The sequence below is a fragment of the Burkholderia sp. Bmkn7 genome, assembly GCF_041103175.1.
GTDB lineage: Bacteria > Pseudomonadota > Gammaproteobacteria > Burkholderiales > Burkholderiaceae > Burkholderia > Burkholderia cepacia.
In genome coordinates this window covers 2,983,601-3,000,569 of sequence record NZ_JBGCUH010000002.1, presented here as the reverse complement: position 1 = coordinate 3,000,569, position 16,969 = coordinate 2,983,601, and the positions used below count along the sequence as shown (strand labels likewise).

13 protein-coding genes are annotated in these 16,969 nt (G+C 67.9%); 7 read left to right on the top strand and 6 right to left on the bottom strand.

The annotated features are described in order from the left end of the window. Window positions 1–14: 14 nt before the first annotated feature. Entirely contained in the window at window positions 15–341 is a 327-nt protein-coding gene (locus AB3K92_RS19375) for a superinfection immunity protein (RefSeq protein WP_011354384.1), read from the bottom strand. 101 nt (window positions 342–442) lie between these two features. Beyond that, the gene (locus tag AB3K92_RS19370) at window positions 443–862 is read right to left on the bottom strand and encodes a rhodanese-like domain-containing protein (RefSeq protein WP_318827320.1); all 420 of its coding nucleotides are present in this window, start codon (window positions 860–862) and stop codon (window positions 443–445) included. A gap of 111 nt (window positions 863–973) precedes the next feature. On the opposite strand from AB3K92_RS19370, the gene ftrA reads away from it, so the two are divergent. Then, complete coding sequence (ftrA, locus tag AB3K92_RS19365; protein ID WP_048023311.1) at window positions 974–1,948, top strand: transcriptional regulator FtrA; 975 nt, start codon at window positions 974–976, stop codon at window positions 1,946–1,948. Window positions 1,949–2,036: 88 nt separating this feature from the next. Continuing rightward, on the top strand, window positions 2,037–4,463 hold the full coding sequence (locus tag AB3K92_RS19360) for a DKNYY domain-containing protein (protein WP_369465632.1): 2,427 nt from the start codon (window positions 2,037–2,039) through the stop codon (window positions 4,461–4,463). Window positions 4,464–4,662: 199 nt separating this feature from the next. Here AB3K92_RS19360 and AB3K92_RS19355 read toward each other — a convergent pair whose 3' ends face one another. Continuing rightward, window positions 4,663–7,002 carry an Orn/Lys/Arg decarboxylase N-terminal domain-containing protein gene (locus AB3K92_RS19355; RefSeq protein WP_069254833.1) on the bottom strand — a complete coding sequence of 780 codons (2,340 nt, stop codon included), beginning with the start codon at window positions 7,000–7,002 and terminating at the stop codon, window positions 4,663–4,665. A 1-nt stretch (window position 7,003) separates the two neighbouring features. Further along, complete coding sequence (adiC, locus tag AB3K92_RS19350) at window positions 7,004–8,536, bottom strand: arginine/agmatine antiporter (protein ID WP_021163783.1); 1,533 nt, start codon at window positions 8,534–8,536, stop codon at window positions 7,004–7,006. A 433-nt stretch (window positions 8,537–8,969) separates the two neighbouring features. On the opposite strand from adiC, the gene AB3K92_RS19345 reads away from it, so the two are divergent. The 5 genes from AB3K92_RS19345 (at window position 8,970) to AB3K92_RS19325 (ending at window position 14,272) form a co-directional block, all read left to right on the top strand. Then, a complete protein-coding gene (locus AB3K92_RS19345; protein ID WP_175850878.1) occupies window positions 8,970–10,040 on the top strand; it encodes a nitronate monooxygenase family protein in 1,071 nt (356 codons plus the stop codon). An 80-nt stretch (window positions 10,041–10,120) separates the two neighbouring features. After that, window positions 10,121–11,575: a M20 family metallopeptidase gene (locus AB3K92_RS19340; protein WP_021163689.1), complete on the top strand. Its 1,455-nt coding sequence runs from the start codon at window positions 10,121–10,123 to the stop codon at window positions 11,573–11,575. Between the two features lie 40 nt (window positions 11,576–11,615). Then, entirely contained in the window at window positions 11,616–12,725 is a 1,110-nt protein-coding gene (locus AB3K92_RS19335) for a malate/lactate/ureidoglycolate dehydrogenase (protein WP_369465631.1), read from the top strand. Next, window positions 12,722–13,375: a TfoX/Sxy family protein gene (locus tag AB3K92_RS19330; RefSeq protein ID WP_369465630.1), complete on the top strand. Its 654-nt coding sequence runs from the start codon at window positions 12,722–12,724 to the stop codon at window positions 13,373–13,375. Before AB3K92_RS19335 ends, AB3K92_RS19330 begins: the two co-directional genes overlap by 4 nt. A 318-nt stretch (window positions 13,376–13,693) precedes the next feature. Further along, entirely contained in the window at window positions 13,694–14,272 is a 579-nt protein-coding gene (locus AB3K92_RS19325) for an NnrU family protein (RefSeq protein ID WP_021163685.1), read from the top strand. Between the two features lie 102 nt (window positions 14,273–14,374). Here AB3K92_RS19325 and AB3K92_RS19320 read toward each other — a convergent pair whose 3' ends face one another. Together AB3K92_RS19320 and AB3K92_RS19315 are read right to left on the bottom strand one after the other, a co-directional pair. Next, window positions 14,375–15,754 carry an amino acid permease gene (locus tag AB3K92_RS19320; protein ID WP_059488303.1) on the bottom strand — a complete coding sequence of 460 codons (1,380 nt, stop codon included), beginning with the start codon at window positions 15,752–15,754 and terminating at the stop codon, window positions 14,375–14,377. 286 nt (window positions 15,755–16,040) lie between these two features. Beyond that, window positions 16,041–16,778: a sulfite exporter TauE/SafE family protein gene (locus AB3K92_RS19315; RefSeq protein WP_021163683.1), complete on the bottom strand. Its 738-nt coding sequence runs from the start codon at window positions 16,776–16,778 to the stop codon at window positions 16,041–16,043. Window positions 16,779–16,969: the final 191 nt, after the last annotated feature.

Sequence of the window (16,969 nt, the reverse complement as noted above, 5' to 3'; positions counted from 1 at the left end):
CGGGAAAGAGGGACTTAACGGCAGCCTTGCTTTTCCGCCCATTGCTCCTGGGCGGCGACACGGCGCTGCACGCGCTCGACGAGACCGGTTGAAAAGGTCCGCATGCTGATGCCGCGACGCTTGGCGAGGATCGTCTGCGCGACATCGGTGCGCGGGTTCGGCTGGCAGGCCCAGTACAGCGTCATCAGCCAGCCGATGCCGGTCCACCCGAACAGCGCGTTGAACATCGCGACCGTCAGCTTGTCGTGCCGGCCACGCCGGTCGGCAATGACCGCCGGCAGAAAATAGATCGCGATCGCGGCCACCGAACCGGCCACTTGAATCAGGACTGCGTTCTGCATGTTGCTGCTCCATCCGAACTGCAATGGAGCCGATTGTCGCGCTTTTTCCGTTCGCGTGCAGGCCGCGCGCAGACAATTGATTGTTGCGATTTTAATGATGATCAGCCAGCTTCGGTGTCCGCCGGCTGCATTTCGTTGCTCAGCGCGAAACCTTCGTCACGCCAGCCCGTCACGCCGCCGATCATCAGCTTGACCGGCCGGCTCAGGCGTGCGAGCTGGATCGCCGCGCGCGCGGCGCCGTTGCAGTGCGGGCCCGCGCAGTAGACGACGAACAGCGTGCCGGCCGGATAGCCGGCGAGCTTGCTCTCGATGATCTTGCGGCGCGGCAGGTTGCGCGCGCCGGGCACGTGGCCGGCGGCGAACTGGTCGGGGCCGCGCACGTCGAGCAGTACGAAATCGGGCGCACCCGATGCGAGCGCGTCGTGCACGTCCCAGCAATCGGTTTCGAAGCGCAAGGACGCCTCGAAATGCGCGAGGGCGGCGGGGCTGTCGGCAGCGGGGACGTCGGTGACGTAGGACATGGTCAAGTTCTCCTGAAGGTTGCGTGGAACGCAGTGGAATGATGGGCAGTATCGCGGTTCGGCGACCGTCGCGGCAGTGGCGCGATCGACAAGTTCCGGTAACATCGCGCCATGCACAATCATCTCGTCGTCGCGCTCGCCTACGATCGCCTCTGCACCTTCGAATTCGGCTGCGTGGTCGAACTGTTCGCGCTCGAACGCCCCGAGCTCGGGGTCGACTGGTATCGCTTCGCGGTCTGCGCGAGCGAGCCGGGGCCCGTGCGCGCGGCGGGCGGCATCACGGTCGCCGCGCCGTATCGGCTCGCGACGCTCGATCGCGCCGATACCATCGTGATTCCCGGCTGGCGCGATCCGGACGAACCGCCGCCGGAGCCGTTGCTGAAGAAACTGCGGGCCGCGCATCGCCGTGGCGCGCGGCTTTGCTCGATCTGCTCGGGCGTGTTCGTGCTGGCCGCGGCCGGCGTGCTCGACGGCCTCACGGTGACGACCCACTGGCGCTATGCGGAGAAACTGCAGGCGCGTTATCCCGCGCTGCGCGTGAATCCCGATGCGCTTTACGTCGACGAAGGGCAGGTCGTCACGTCGGCCGGATCGGCGGCGGGGCTCGACATGCTGCTGCATCTCGTGCGCCGCGATCACGGCGGCGCGATCGCGAACCGGGTCGCGCAGCGCCTCGTGCTGCCGCCGCATCGCGACGGCGGCCAGGCGCAGTTCGTGCCGCGCCCGGTCGCGCCGGGCGGCACCGACCGGCTCGCGAAGCTGATCGACTGGATGCGCGTGCACGCGGCCGAGCCGCACACGCTCGCGTCGCTCGCCGCGCAGGCCGCGATGAGCACGCGCACGCTGCAGCGGCAGTTCGCGGACGCGACGGGGATGTCGCCGCTCGCATGGCTGATCCGCGAACGCGTGAACGTGGCGAAGGACATGCTCGAAGCGCATCCCGCGCTGTCGCTCGCGCAGGTGGCGGCGCGCGCGGGGTTCGGGTCGGAGGAGTCGCTGCGGCGGCATTTCCGGCGCGTCGCGGCGACGAGCCCGGCCGCGTATCGGCGCGGGATGGATCGTGGCGTAAGATCGCAGGACGCTTGAGCGCCGCGCTGTTGCGCGGTGGCTTTCGTACCCGGCGGCGCACCGCCTGACCGGGGCATTCCGGACGAAAGCGCAACAAACCAACAACATGACACTCAGAGAGAACCTCGGATTCGGCTTCATGCGCGATGACGCGCACGTCTATTGCCACGATGGCCCGCTGCGGGACCGCGCCGGCAACCTCATCGAAGGCATCGCGATCGACAGCTTCCGGCCGTTGTCCCCGTATCTGGCGACGGACGGCGTGCGTGCCTATGCGTGCACTTTCACGTGGTTGCGCTTCACCGTGCTCGACGTCGACGCCGCGACGTTTCGCCTGCTGGACGAGTCGCATGCCGTCGACGCGAACCATGTCTATTTTCAGAACCGGAAACTTGCCGGCGCGTCGCCTGCGCGCTTTCGGCTGCTGAGCGAATCATGGGGGCATGACGACCGTTACCTGTATCACTACGGCAAGCGCATGCGCGGCGCGGATCCCGCGACGCTGCGTTGGGTCGGCGCGTATCTGGTCGACGCACAGCGCGTCTGGTACGGCGGGCGGGCAGTGGAAGGCGCCGATGCGGCGAGCTTTGTCAGCGCGGATGAAGTGGCGCAGGATCAGGCGACCGACCGCGCGCGTCCCTACCGTTACGGCCATGCGGATGATCCCGGCCCGCGCGAGCAATGGGAACGCAACTGGTCGCCGTTCTTCGCCGCGCGTCCCGAATTGCAGGGGTACTGGTGGCATGCGCTGATCGGGCAGGCCGCGGCGGACGTATCGACGCGGGAACTCGGCGGCGGATACCGGGTGATCGGCGATCAGGTGTACCTGCACGACCTGCCGCTGCTCGAACCGGACGCGGGGACGGTCCGATGGCTCGGCGATTCATTCATCGCGGACCGCTCGCGGCTCTATTCGTATTCGGAGTACCACAAGGGCTTTCTTCGCGGAGGGCCGCTTCCGGGCGATCCTGCGCAGTGGCGGCATCTTGGCGGGCCGTGGTATCAGGCTGGCGACCATTGCTATCGGCAGCAATGGCGCGGCCATGCGGAGGCCGCGAAGGTCGACGGCAAGACGTTCGAGATCCTGAACGATACCTATGCGAAGGATCGCAATGGCGTGCTGTGCATGCTGGTACGCAAGCGCGGCATCGATCCCGCACGAATCGAAGTCGTCGGCGACGACCATCTGCGGGAGGGGGGCCGGCTGTTCTATTTCGGCAAGGAAGTGAAGGCCAGGTTCGACGCCCCGACGGCCGAACCGGTCGGTCACGGCTTTCTGCGCGACGGGCAGGGGCGATTGCTGCACTACAACCAGCCGTATCGGCGCGGCGTCGACGGAGCGACGCTCACGTTCCTGTCCGAGTATTTCGCACGGGACCGCGCGCGTGCCTACGTCTATTGCAACGGCGCCGAACTCGTGCCGCTGCCCGGCGTCGATCCGGCCGCCTTTCATCTGGAGCAACCCGATATCGGCACGGACGGCAGTCGTCGCTACGTGTATCAGGCATGGCTGGCTGCGTGGCGCGCGCGTGACAGGTCACCGATGCCCGACTACGTACCGCCGGACTACGTGGCGCCCGAAGCGGAAGCACGGGCCGATGCCGGACCGGCGCCCGAATCGGTGTCGGCGAACGGGTTCCGGCAGGCGTCGCCCGCCGGGTCGGACGCCGCCCGCCGGGCGTGCGTGATCGAATGGACGCGCGACGAGACGGGCGAACCGCGACTCGTCGTGGCCGGCGACGGGTTCTGCGACATCTGGGATCTGGCGCAGCGGCAAGTGGTCGCGTCGTTTGCGCTGCCTCGTCCGTTCGTGCCCGACGAGACGGAGGCGACGGCCATGGACCGACTGCGCAACGTGCCGGTGAGCGCGTCGGCCGATGCGTCGTTGTCGACGCTGATTGTCGCGTACTGGGAGAACACGACACTTTACCGGGTCGATGCCGCGAGCGGTGCAGCGGACGCGTGCTGGCGGGCGGACAGCCGTTATGACGATCTGGAACGGGTTCATCTGTCGCCCGACGCGCGCGAAGCGTGGGTGCGCATCCGCAACCGGCTCTATCGCGTGCCGCTCGCCGGCGACGGCACGCTCGACGTGCTCGATTACGATCTGGCCGACCAGCGTTTCCAGGATGCTCCGTTCGCGGTGAGCGCCAGCCGGCATCGCCGCGCATTCGCGCGGGACGCGGCGCTGACGGTGCGCACGGATGGCGCGACCGATTGCGACATACCCGGCGCGGACAACGGCTCTCCATGCGCGTTTTCGGACGACGGCACGCGCGTGCTGGCGCGCGACGCGAAATTCGTGTTGCGCGAGTTCGACGTCGACAGCGGCAAGCGCCTCGCGTTGCATCGTGGCGGCTGGTGCGAGCGCAAGTGGTTCAAGAGCCAGGCCGGCTGGATCGGCGGGCGCCCCGTGTTCGTCGGCCTGCCGATGGGCGGGCAGGGCGAGGTCGACATCTGGGATGTGCTCGACAACCGGCTGCTGTTTCGCATCGAGGCCGCCGCACGCGTGCCCGAGCCGGACGCGGGCTGACACCGTCGCGACGCTGCGGCCGGTCGCGGGAAGAATGCCTGGAGATTCCGAAGCCGATGCGAGCAGCCGACGCGATCGCGCCGTGATACGGCGCATGCATCCTCCAACCCGACGGCGACGGTGAAGCGCAGGCGGCCGGTGACCGGAGCAACCGGCCGCGTGTACTGAACGGCCGCGTGCCACCGCGGCCGGTGCAGGCTCAGCGCGAAATGGTGTCGCGCGCCTTCTGCTTGATGCACGCGATCCGGTACACGCCATCCTCGACTTCGACACCGTGCGTGTCGTGCGTGAAGCCCGGGAAGCGCAGGTCGTACTGCTCGAGCGCCTTCAGGTAACCGAGCAGCGGGCCGTCGGCCGGCCCCGCGTTCTCGCCGGGCATCAGCAGCGGAATGCCGGGCGGATAGGGCACGACGCCCGTCGCGACGGTGCGGCCTTCCATCTCCGACAGCTCCAGCATCTCGATGTCGTTGTGCACGAGATGCTCGAACGCCTCGGCCGGGCTGTAATCGGGCTTCGGCAGCGTCGAGAAGCCGCGCGACATCATCTCGGTCGTCTTCAGGTCGCTCATCGCGCTGAACATCAGGTCGCACAGGTCGCGCAGGCCGAGCTTGCCGTAGCGTTCCGGATAGTGCGCGACGAGTTCCGGCAGCGCCTGTTCGAGCGGCGCGTTCGCGTCGTAGTCGCGCTTGAAATCGAGCAGCGTGTTGACGAGCGTGCCCCACTTGCCCTTCGTCACGCCGAGCGAGAACAGGAACAGGATCGTGAAGTCGGTCGTTTTCTCGACGACGATCCCGTGCCGGTCGAGATACGCGGTGACGACCGATGCCGGAATGCCGACCGGCATCAGCCCGCCGTGCGATGCGACGCCCGGCGTGACGATCGACACCTTGATCGGGTCGAGCATGCAGTAGTCGTCCTCGAGATCGCCGAAGCCGTGCCACGTGTCGCCCGGATGCAGTACCCAGCACGACGGGTCGGTGGCGAGCAGCGTCTCGTCCGCTTCGTGGAAGCGCACGCGGCGGCCCGTCTTGCGATCGACGACGTTGTCGGGCTGCCAGCCGTTGAAGAACCAGTCGTTGTTCTCCGCGCATTCCGCATGCAGGCGCGCAAGCATCTGGCGGAACGCGACGGCCTCGCGGATCGCGTCGGTCGTCAGCGCCTCGCCGCCGGGGCCGTCCATCATCGCGGCGCTTACGTCGTTCGACGCGATGATCGCGTAGTTCGGCGACGTCGACGCATGCATCATGTACGCCTCGTTGAAGCGCGCATGCTCGATCGGGTTGCGGCCGTCGCGGACGTGGATGAACGACGCCTGCGACAGCGCGGCGAGCAGCTTGTGCGTCGATTGCGTCGCGAACACCGTCGGCTTGCTCGCGTCGTGCTGCGACGGATCGCCGTGCATCGCGTGACGGTCGCGGTAGATCGGGTTGAAGCGCGCATAGCCGTACCACGCCTCGTCGAAATGCAATCGATCGACGCTCTGCCCGAGCAGTTCCTCGACGCGCGCGACGTTGTAGCAGAGGCCGTCGTATGTCGAGTTCGTGATCAGCGCATGCACGGGCGTCGGGTCGATGCCGTCGCGGCCGCGCACGAGCGGGTTCGCGTCGATCGCGAGCCGCACCGCGGCGGCCGTCAGCCGCTCGGGCATGATCGGCCCGATGATCCCGTAATGGTTGCGCGACGGAATCAGGTAGGTCGGAATCGCGCCGGACATCGTCATCGCGTGCTCGGCCGACTTGTGGCAGTTGCGGTCGCACAGCGCGACCTGGTTGCGCGTGACGCTCGCCATCAGGATCACGCGGTTCGACATCGACGAGCCGTTCGTCACGTGATACGTGCGGTGCGCGCCGAACACGCGCGCCGCGTAGCGTTCGCTTTCGCCGATCGGGCCGGAGTGATCGAGCAGCGAGCCGAGTTCGCCGACCGAGATCGACAGGTCCGAGCGGAACAGCGCCTCGCCGAAGAATTCGAAGTACGCGCGGCCGACCGGCGATTTCAGGAACGCGGTGCCGCCCGTGTGACCGGGTGTGTGCCACGAGTATTCGTACACGCGCGAGAATTTCGCGAGCGCGCGGAACATCGGCGGCAGCACGGTCTCGCGGTAGCGTTCGATCGCGGCGACGATCCGCCCGCCGATGAACGCGGTGGTGTCCTCCAGCATCCAGATGAAGTCGTCGGCCTTGCGCATCGCGTCGACGGGAATCGCGGATGCGCTCGCGCGGCTCGCGAGCAGGAACACGGGCACGGTCGCGTTGCGCGCGCGCATTGCGTCGAGCACGGCCTGCGCGGGTGCGTGGCCGGCGTCGTTGCCGAGTTCCCAGTTGAGCAGCAGGCACTGGATCGCCGGATCGGCGGCGACGACCGCACAGGCGTCGTCGGCGGACGTCGCGATCACGACGTCGACGAGCCGGGTGCGCAGCTCCTCGGCAAGCGCCGTCGCGGCGCGCCCGGTGGCCGTGCGTTCGTCGATGTCGTGCTGCACGAGCAGCGCCTTCATGCCGAGGCGGCGGAAGGCCGGTTGGGTCAAGGATGCGGTCATGTCATTCCCCCGTTTGCTGGGTTGCCTGGACGCTCGCGGCAACGGCCGGCGAGCGCGCGTGAAGGGTGTCGGCCTGATGACGGCCCACGGAAATCCAGAAGGTCGCGGCGAGCGCGGCGATGGTCACGCCGAGCGCGAGATAGCGCACCCAGCGCGGCGAGCGGCCGCCCGGATGGACATGGGTTTCCTCGATCTCGCGCTGGCGGTTGATCGACAGCTCGTAGAAGACGATCGTCGCGACGACGAAGATCAGCGACCAGCGCGTCTGCTGGCCGTCGGAGCCGACCATCGCCCACAGCGCGTAGACGGCGCCGATCAGGCCGACGATCGTGTAGAACGTGAACTGGTGCGACGGCATCTTGCCGTAGCCGAGCACCTTGATCGCGATGCACGAATAGATGTACGGCAGCAGCGTCATGATCACGGCGATCGACGCGATCTTGCCGAACTGCTCGCTGGCGCTCGGCGACATCGTCGCGAGCACCTGCACCGACATGATCAGCGCGACGATCGCGAGGCCGGCCGACGGCACGTTCTTCGAGTTGACGCGCGCGAACACGCTGGCGAACAGGCCGTCGTCGGCCGCCGCCTTCGCGGTCTGGCCGACCAGCAGCGTCCACCCCGCGAGCGAGCCGAGGCAGCCGAGCGCCGCGCACAGCGCGACCGCGTTCGCGGCCGTATTGCCGAGCGCGAGGCGCGCGGCATCCGCGAACGGCGCGCTCGACGCAAGCAGCGCCTTGTTCGGGATCATCCCCATGATCACGGTCGAGCTGAGCACGTAGCAGACGGCCGCGAGCACCACGCCGCCGACGGTCGCGATCGGCACGTTGCGCGACGGATTCTCGACGACGCCGGCCGATACCGATGCGCTTTCCACGCCGATGAATGCCCACAGCGTGAAGTTCAGCGTCGCGCCGATCGCGCTGAAGCTGTTGGTGCCCGACACGTTCCAGCCGGCGAAATACACGTCCTTGCTGAACCAGAACCAGCCGAACACGGCCATCCCGAGGATCGGCACGAGCGCGAAGACCGTCGTGACCGACTGCACGCGGCCGACGACGTTCGGCCCGAGGATGTTCGCGTACGTGAACAGCCAGATCACGAAGATCTGCGCGAGCGCGAACACGAGCGGGTCCTTCAGTACCGGGAAGAAATGCGTGAGGTAGCCGAGGCCGGCGACCGCGAGGCCGACGTTGCCGAGCACGTTCGCGAGCCAGTAGATCAGGTTGGTCTGGTAGCCCATGTACGGGCCGAACGACTTGCGTGCATACGCGTACGGGCCGCCGGCGGCCGGGTCGATCGCGGCGAGCTTCGCGAACACGAGCGCGAGCGACACGGCGCCGACGACGGTGATCAGCCAGCCGAAGATCGCGATGCCGCCGGTCGCGGCGAGGTTCGCGGGCAGCATGAAGACGCCGGAGCCCATCATGTTGCCCGCGACCATCAGCGTGGCGGGAATGACGCCGATTTTCGGCGCGGAAGCCGCGGCCGGCGTGGCGGCGGCGCGGGAGGAGGACGAGCTGGCATCGGACATGCGACGCTCCTTGAGAAGACGTGTTTCGGTTGAGGTGACGCGGTGTGGCGCCGGTCGACGATTCCGGTGCGGTTCGTCGTTTTAATTGACGCGTTCATGTTATCGCTCGGGGTGATTATTAATAATGGTAAACGCCGGCATTTAATAACTTGAATATTGATGAATGTCATTGAAGCCGGTGAAACGGTGTTTGAGTTTCGGGTTGGGCGGCCCGGGCCGCAAGGCTGGAGGGCATTTTTTCCGTCTCGATCCGGGCGGGCGAGATTGCGCTGCCGAAGCGTCGATGAATAATCGTTTTTTACGAACTGGTTAAATCATTTCTCGATCAAAATGGCACCGTAATCGGGGTTTGTCTTTGTCGGTTATTATCGGGCGCATTAAATGCGCGCCGCCTGCGCGCGCGACCACCGCTGCTTCCCCGAGGATGATTCCGATGACGACGCTGCCTTCCCGTTTGCCGCTGATCCAGGCCCCGATGGTCGGTTCACTGAGCCCGCTCGCGATCGCCGTGTGCGAAGCCGGCGGGCTCGGCTCGCTCGCCTGTGCGGCACTGGGCCCGCAGCAATTGCGCGACGAGATCGCGGCGATCCGGGCGCGCACGAGCGCACCGTTCAACGTGAACTTCTTCTGCCATACGCCGCCGGCGCCCGATGCCGCGGTCGACGCGCGCTGGCGCGCAGCGCTCGCGGGCTACTACGCGGAAGCCGGGCTCGATCCGGCCGACGTGAAGGGCGGCCCCGGACGCGCGCCGTTCGACGATGCGATGTGCGCGGTCGTCGAGGAGTTGCGGCCGGCCGTCGTGAGCTTTCACTTCGGGCTCCCGGACGATCCGCTGCTCGATCGCGTGCGGCGCACGGGCGCGCAGGTCGTCTCGTCCGCGACGACCGTCGAGGAAGCGCGCTGGCTGGATGCGCGCGGCGTCGACGCGATCGTCGCGCAGGGCGCGGAGGCCGGCGGCCATCGCGGCATGTTCCTGACCGACGACATCCACGCGCAGCCGGGCCTGTTCGCGTTGCTGCCGCAGATCGTCGACGCGGTGCGCGCGCCGGTGATCGCCGCCGGCGCGATCGCCGACGGGCGCGGCATCGCGGCCGCGTTCGCGCTCGGCGCGCGCGCGGTGCAGATCGGCACCGGTTACCTGCTGACGCCGCAGGCCGGCCGCTCGGCGCAGCATCGCGCCGCGCTGCGCGCCGCGCGCGACGACGGCACGCGCTTGACCAACCTGTACACGGGCCGCCCCGCGCGCGGGCTGCTGACGCGTTTCATGCGCGAACAGGGGCCGATGAGCGCGCTCGCGCCGGCGTTTCCGCTCGCGACGGCCATGGTCGATCCGCTGCGCGGCGCGTTCGAGCGGCAGGGTCGCGACGACTTCTCGGTGCTGTGGTCGGGCGAGGCCGCGGCGCTCGCGCGTGAAGAGGACGCGGGCGAGCTGACGCAGCGCCTGTGGCGCGAGGCGCTGGCATGTGCGGCGGGGCTGCGCGACGCGTTTCCGCAGGCGCGCTGAGCGACCGGGAAGTGGGCGCCGGCGCGGGAGCATCGGCGTATCATCTGGGTTTTCGTCAGCCCGATCCAGGCACCCCCACCATGACCTCCGTCGACACTACCCCCGTCCTCGACCATGACAAGCTCGTTACCTTCATCGAGCGCAAGTGGAACGATGAAATCCTCCACGCACTGACCGACTACATCGCGATTCCCGCGAAGAGCCCGGCGTTCGACCCCGACTGGGCGAAGCGCGGTTATCTCGAGCGCGTCGTCACCGATGCCGCGCAGTGGGCCGAGAAGCAGCCCGTGAAGGGCCTGAAGCTCGAGATCGTCCGCCTGCCGGGCCGCACGCCGGTGATCTTCTTCGAATCGCCCGCCACGCGCTCGGGCAGCACCGACACGATCCTGCTGTACGGCCACCTCGACAAGCAGCCCGAGTTCGACGGCTGGCGCGCGGACCTCGGCCCGTGGACGCCGAAGTACGAGAACGGCAAGCTGTACGGCCGAGGCGGCGCGGACGACGGTTATGCGATCTACGCGAGCCTCGCCGCGCTCGGCGCGCTCGACGAGCAGGGCATCGAGCGGCCGCGTTGCGTCGGCCTGATCGAGACCTGCGAGGAGTCGGGCAGCTACGACCTGCTGCCGTACGTCGACGCGCTGCGCGACCGGCTCGGCCAGGTGTCGCTCGTCGTGTGCCTCGATTCGGGCGCCGGCAACTATGACCAGATGTGGCTCACCACGTCGCTGCGCGGGCTGGTGTCCGGCGACCTGCAGGTCGAGGTACTCGAGGAAGGCGTGCATTCGGGCGTGTTCGGCGGCATCGCGCCGTCGAGTTTCCGCGTGATGCGCCAGCTGTTCGAGCGCCTCGAAGATGCGAAGAACGGCAACCTGCTGCCGGGCGTGTTCCATTGTGAGATTCCCGACAGCCGCGTGCGCGAAGCCGACGCAGCCGCCGCGATCCTCGGCGACGCCGTGTGGAAGGGGCTGCCGTGGGCCTGCGGCGCGGACGGCAAGCCGGTGCTGCCGACCACGACCGATCCGCGCGAGGCGCTGCTGAATTCGACGTGGCGCCCGTCGCTGTCGGTGACCGGCGCGGCCGGCATGCCGGCGCTTGCGGATGCGGGCAACGTGCTGCGTCCGCGCACCGCGTTCAAGCTGTCGCTGCGCTTGCCGCCGCTCGTCGACGCCGCGCAGGCCGTGCAGCAACTGAAAGAACTGCTCGAACTCGACCCGCCGTATAACGCGAAGGTCACGTTCAAGCCGGACGCGGGTGCCGCGACGGGCTGGAGCGCACCGGATCTCGCGCCGTGGCTCGCGTCGTCGCTCGATGCCGCGTCGCGCCGCCACTTCGGCGCCGATTGCGCGTACATGGGCCTCGGCGGCACGATCCCGCTGATGAACGTGCTGCAGGAAGGTTTCCCGTCCGCCCAGTTCATGGTGTGCGGCGTGCTCGGGCCGAAGTCGAACGCGCACGGCCCGAACGAGTTCCTGCACGTGCCGTATGCGAAGAAGCTGACGGCGGCGGTCGCGGACGTGATCGCGACCGCGCGCTGAGTGCCACGACTGCCCGACCCGACCTGACGGAACCTTGCCGATGACCGCGTTGCCGACACCCGATACCGAACCGCTGCGCATGCGCGCCGAACCGCTGCATGCATTCGTCGCGGCACTCTGGGAACGGGCCGGCAGCAACGAGCGGGAGGCACGGCTCGTCGCCGATCACCTGGTCGGCGCGAATCTCGCGGGCCACGATTCGCACGGGATCGGGATGATCCCGAACTACGTCGCGTCGTGGCGGGAAGGGCAGTTGCAGCTGAACGGGCACGCGTCGATCGTCCGCGACGGCGGCGCGGTGCTGACGATCGACGGCGGGCGCGGCTTCGGCCAGGTGATCGCGTTCGAGGCGATGGTCGAAGGGATCGAGCGTGCGCGGCGCATGGGCATCTGCGCGATCGGGCTGCGCGACGTGCATCATCTCGGCCGCATCGGGCACTGGGCCGAGCAGTGCGCGCGCGCGGGGCTCGTGTCGTTCCATTTCGTCAACGTGCCGGGCGACCTGCTGGTCGCGCCGCTGCACGGCGCCGATCCGCGCTTCGGCACGAACCCGTTCTGCGCCGCGTATCCGCGTGCGGGCAGGCCGCCGCTGCTGCTCGATTTCGCGACGAGTGCGATCGCGTACGGCAAGACGCGCGTCGCGTACAACCAGGGCAAGCGCGTGCCGGCCGGGTCGCTGATCGACCATCGCGGCCAGCCGACCGACGATCCGGCCGTGATGCACGAGCAGCCGTTCGGCGCGCTGCTGCCGTTCGGGCTGCACAAGGGGTACGCGCTGGCGGCGATGTGCGAGATTTTCGGCGGTGCGCTCGTCGGCGGGCATACGACCTACGGCGACACGCTGCAGAAGACGAGCGCGATCGTCAACGGGATGCTGTCGGTGCTGATCGACCCGAAGGCATTCGATGCGGCCGATGCGGAGCGTGAAGCCGATGCGTTCATCGCATGGGCCAAGGCGTCGCCGCAGGCCGGTGACGCACCGGTACAGGTGCCCGGCGAGCCGGAAGAAGCGAGCCGCGCGGCGCGCGGGGCCGGCGGCATTCCGGTCGACCGCGCGACGTGGCGGCAGATTCGCGAAAGCGCGGCGGCGGTCGGCTTCGGCGACGCGGCGCTCGACGCGTGGACGCAGCGTTGCATGGAGCGAGCATGAGCTGGCAGTCGGAGAAGGCACACGGCGAGGAGATCGCGTATCAGCTCGCGCCGCTCGGCAAGGTCGAGGTCGCGCGGTTCTTCAGCGGGGCGGCGATGCGGCTCGATGGCGTGATGTTCGGCTTCATGTCGCGCGGGTCGCTGTTCCTGCGTGTCGACGACGTGAACCGTCCGGCGTTCGTCGCGGCGGGGATGGGGCCGTTCTCGTATGCGAGGCCCACGCGTACCGTCTCGCTCGAGGGCTACTACGAAACACCGGCCGACGTGCTCGAAGATGCGGGTGCGCTGTTCGACTGGTGCCGCAGCGCATATCGCGCGGCGCTGCTGGCAGGGCCGCCGAAGCGGAAGACGAGGGCGGCGGCGAAGCCGGTGCCGGAGGCGGAACCGGTGGTGAAGCGGGTGGCGAAAGCGACGGCGAAGCCTGCGGAGAAGTCTGCGGCAAAGCCGGCAGTGAAGCGGGCAACGAAACCGGCGGCCAAGCCAGCGGCAAAGGCGGCAGCGAAACCGACGGCGAAACCGACAGCGAAACCGACAGCGAAACCGACAGCGAAACCGGCAGCGAAACCGACAGCGAAACCGACAGCGAAACCGACAGCGAAACCGGCAGCAAAACCAGCAACTAAACCACCGGCAAAGCGCAAGCAAACCTGATGCCGGTCGAGCGAAGCGACACTTTCGCGAATTTTCGCTTTCCTTTCTTTCGATCTCGAACGTGTCGGGTCGATTCGCGCGACGCGCGGCGCATGACAGGTGCCAGGCAATGCGCCCACGCAGGTGCGTAAAGTCATGCGGCTTGCCGCACCGCACATCCCCCGTGCTTCACAACGGCGGCCCCGGCGTTTATGATCGGCGCGGGTTGCACCCGTGACTGGCGCGACCCGCGCCGGCCTCGCCGCCGGCTCCAACGAACGGCGCATCGTATGCCGCGCGGGACGCTTCCCCACCCATCATTCCAGACGGAGACAACCGATGCTCGTCCTGATTCTCGGTTTAGCGATCTTCCTCGGTGTGCACTCGATCCGGATCGTCGCGGACGGCTGGCGATCGGCGACGATCGAGCGAATCGGCGAGAAAGGCTGGAAGGGCCCCTATGCGATCGCATCGATCATCGGCTTCGTGCTGATCGTCTGGGGTTACGGCATCGCGCGCCAGGGCGCGACGCTGCTGTGGGTGTCACCGGTCGGTGTGCGCCACCTCACCGGCATGCTGACCGCGATCGCATTCGTGCTCATCGCCGCCTCCTACGTGCCCGGCAACCGTATCAAGACGCTCGTCGGCCATCCGATGGTGGCCGGCGTGGCGGTCTGGGCGATCGCGCACCTGCTCGCGAACGGCACGCTGCACGCCGTCGTGCTGTTCGGCGCCTTCTTCGTCTGGTCGCTCGTCGATTTCGTCGTGTGGCGCGCGCGCGACCGCCGCGAAGGCGTTCGTTATCCGGCGGGCAGGCTGTCGGGCGACGTCGTGGCGATCGTGGCCGGGCTCGTCGTCTGGGCCGTCTTCGTGCTGTTTCTGCACGGCTGGCTGATCGGCGTGCGGCCGTTCGGCTAAGCCGCCAGGTACTTGATCGGCCGAGCGGCCGAGAAGCCAGGCGGTTGAGCAATTGACTGGCCGAGCGGCGCCGGCCAGCGCGCCGCCCGCCGAGGGCAACGGTCAGCGCAGTTTCGCGCCGGCCGTTTCGCCGAGTTGGGCCGGCTTGCGGCGCAGGAAATACGCCGCGACGATCGCAAGCGCCGTCGATACCGTGAACCAGAACTGGAAGCGCGAATCCGGGTTGAATGCCTGCGAGCCGAGCACGGCGACGAGCGCCAGCAGCGCGACCCAGTTCGATACCGGATAGAACCACGCGCGGAACGCCGCCGGGTCGCGTCGCTCGTGCTTCGTCTGCCGGCGCATCGCGAAGTGCGCGACGATGATGAAGATCCACACGATCATCACGAACGCGCCGCTGCTTTTCGCGAGCATCAGGAACAGGTCGCCGCCGCTCACGAAGTGAACGCCGAGGATCGACACGCAGATCGCGAGGCACAGCACGAGCGCGTTCATCGGCACGCCTTTCGCGTTGGTACGGCCGAACATCGCGGGCGCGTGACCGCGCTGGCTGAGCGAGAACAGCATGCGCGAGTTCGAGAACAGGAACGAGTTCATCACCGACATGAACGACACGAACAGCACGATCTTCATCGCGACGGCCGCGCCCGTGAAGCCCGCCATGCCGAACAGCGACACGTACGGCGACTTCAGGTTGGCCTTGTCCGTCCACGGCATGCACAGGATCAGGATCGACACCGAGCCGACGTAGAACACCATCACGCGCACGATCACGCTCTTGATCGCGCGGATCACGTTCTTGCCCGGGTTCTCCGATTCGCCCGCGGCCACGGCCGCGATTTCGCTGCCGCCGAGCGAGAAGATCACGACCATCACGCCGGCAAGCACGGGCGAAATGCCGTTCGGCATGAAGCCGCCGTGATCCGTGAGGTTCACGAGCCCGGGCGCCGGAATGCGCGGCTGGAAGCCGAGCAGGATCGATGCGCCGAGCGCCATGAACACGATGATCGTCGCGACCTTCGCGAACGACAGCCAGTATTCCGCTTCGCCGAACGAGCGCACCGAGTACGCGTTGCTCGCGATCAGCGTCACGAGCATGAACAGCGCGCCGGCCCACACGGGCAACCACGGCAGGAAATCGTTGAGGATCGCGCCGAGCAGAATCGCCTCGACGGTGATCGTCATCATCGACTTGAACCAGTACAGCCAGCCGACCGCGAAGCCGGCCCATTCGCCGAGATAGCTGCTCGCGTAGGTGGAGAACGAGCCGCTGTCGGGATTGCGGGACGCCATTTCGCCGAGCATGAACATGACGAGCGTGACGATCACGCCGCCGATCAGGTACGACAGGATCGCCGCGGGGCCGGCGGTCGCGATGATGGCGCCGGAGCCGACGAACAGGCCTGCGCCGATCACGCCGCCAAGCGCGATCATCGTGATGTGCCGTTGCTTGAGGCTTTGCCTCAAAGAATTGTCCTGCATCTCCTACCTCTAGTTATTGTTGGCCGGGAACGCATCGGGCAGCGGCGGCAACGTTCTGCCGCCGGGGGACGCCGATGTCGGGGGAGCGTGTGTGACGCGATGTGCCGGGCCGCCGGCGGTGAGTCGGAATGGCGGCCGCGAAATGCCGGTCGGTGCCCGCGAGAGGGCGATGACGACGGCAACCCGGATTGTGGGCGGACACCGCCGTCACCGCAAACGAGATATGAGAAGGACGTCTTGCGGTTTGCTCATCAATTGCCGTGGCGGCGACAAGCGTGTGCGTGTGTCAGATTGGCTTGACGAACAACCCGATCGTCAGCAATGCGCCGATGCAGACGATCCCGATCCGCAGCACGCGTTCGTTCACGCGATGCAGCGCCCACGTGCCGAGCAGCCCGCCGACGATCGCACCGCCGCCGAGCGCGAGCGCCTTGCCCCAGTGCAGGTGCGGCGACGTCAGGAACAGCACGACAGCCGATGCGTTCATCACGCCCGCGAGCGCGTTCTTCGTCGACATCGCGTGACGCGGCGACAGGCCGGCCATCGTCAGCACGGCCATCATCAGGAAGCCGAGCCCGCCGCCGAAGTAGCCGCCGTAGATCGCGATCATGAATTGCGAGAACGCGGCGGGGACGGTGCCGAGGTGGGCCGTGCCTTCACCCGGCTTGCGGAAGAAGCTGCCCCACGCGAATACGATCGTCGCGAACAGCACGAGCCACGGCACGAGGCGCGAGAAGATCGACGAAGGCGTCTTCAGCAACAGCAGCCCGCCGAGCGCGCCGCCGACCACGCTGATCGCGAACATCGCCCGAAACGACAGCTTGCCGACGCCGCGCACCATGTTGCGGCTCGCCCAGCCGGTCGTGACCTGAGCGGGAAACAGCGCGACCGTCGACGTGATGTTCGCCGAGAGCGGCGACATGCCCGACACGATCAGCGCGGGCAGTGTGACGAACGAGCCGCCGCCGGCGAGAGTGTTCTGCAGGCCGGCCCACAGGCCGGCGAGGATGACGAGAGCGAGCATGAGTGAAGTGCGGGAACGGGGAGGTGGCTGGAGGCCCGCTTGCCGGAAGCGGGCAGGCGCGGCGGACGCTCGATGGTAATGCAGGATCGCGGACGCAGGAAGGCAGTCGGGGCGTGCTGCGCGATGCGGTGCGGGTCGTGGTGTGTCGACGCGATGTTGCGCGGCCCGTCGATGGCGGCCGCGCCGATTGC

Excerpts from the sequence above, each read along its gene's own strand:
- AB3K92_RS19375 (WP_011354384.1), bottom strand. The coding sequence starts at position 341 with ATGCAGAACGCAGTCCTGATTCAAGTGGCCGGTTCGGTGGCCGCGATC.
- AB3K92_RS19370 (WP_318827320.1), bottom strand. The coding sequence starts at position 862 with ATGTCCTACGTCACCGACGTCCCCGCTGCCGACAGCCCCGCCGCCCTC.
- ftrA (WP_048023311.1), top strand. The coding sequence starts at position 974 with ATGCACAATCATCTCGTCGTCGCGCTCGCCTACGATCGCCTCTGCACC.
- AB3K92_RS19360 (WP_369465632.1), top strand. The coding sequence starts at position 2,037 with ATGACACTCAGAGAGAACCTCGGATTCGGCTTCATGCGCGATGACGCG.
- AB3K92_RS19355 (WP_069254833.1), bottom strand. The coding sequence starts at position 7,002 with ATGACCGCATCCTTGACCCAACCGGCCTTCCGCCGCCTCGGCATGAAG.
- adiC (WP_021163783.1), bottom strand. The coding sequence starts at position 8,536 with ATGTCCGATGCCAGCTCGTCCTCCTCCCGCGCCGCCGCCACGCCGGCC.
- AB3K92_RS19345 (WP_175850878.1), top strand. The coding sequence starts at position 8,970 with ATGACGACGCTGCCTTCCCGTTTGCCGCTGATCCAGGCCCCGATGGTC.
- AB3K92_RS19340 (WP_021163689.1), top strand. The coding sequence starts at position 10,121 with ATGACCTCCGTCGACACTACCCCCGTCCTCGACCATGACAAGCTCGTT.
- AB3K92_RS19335 (WP_369465631.1), top strand. The coding sequence starts at position 11,616 with ATGACCGCGTTGCCGACACCCGATACCGAACCGCTGCGCATGCGCGCC.
- AB3K92_RS19330 (WP_369465630.1), top strand. The coding sequence starts at position 12,722 with ATGAGCTGGCAGTCGGAGAAGGCACACGGCGAGGAGATCGCGTATCAG.
- AB3K92_RS19325 (WP_021163685.1), top strand. The coding sequence starts at position 13,694 with ATGCTCGTCCTGATTCTCGGTTTAGCGATCTTCCTCGGTGTGCACTCG.
- AB3K92_RS19320 (WP_059488303.1), bottom strand. The coding sequence starts at position 15,754 with ATGCAGGACAATTCTTTGAGGCAAAGCCTCAAGCAACGGCACATCACG.
- AB3K92_RS19315 (WP_021163683.1), bottom strand. The coding sequence starts at position 16,778 with ATGCTCGCTCTCGTCATCCTCGCCGGCCTGTGGGCCGGCCTGCAGAAC.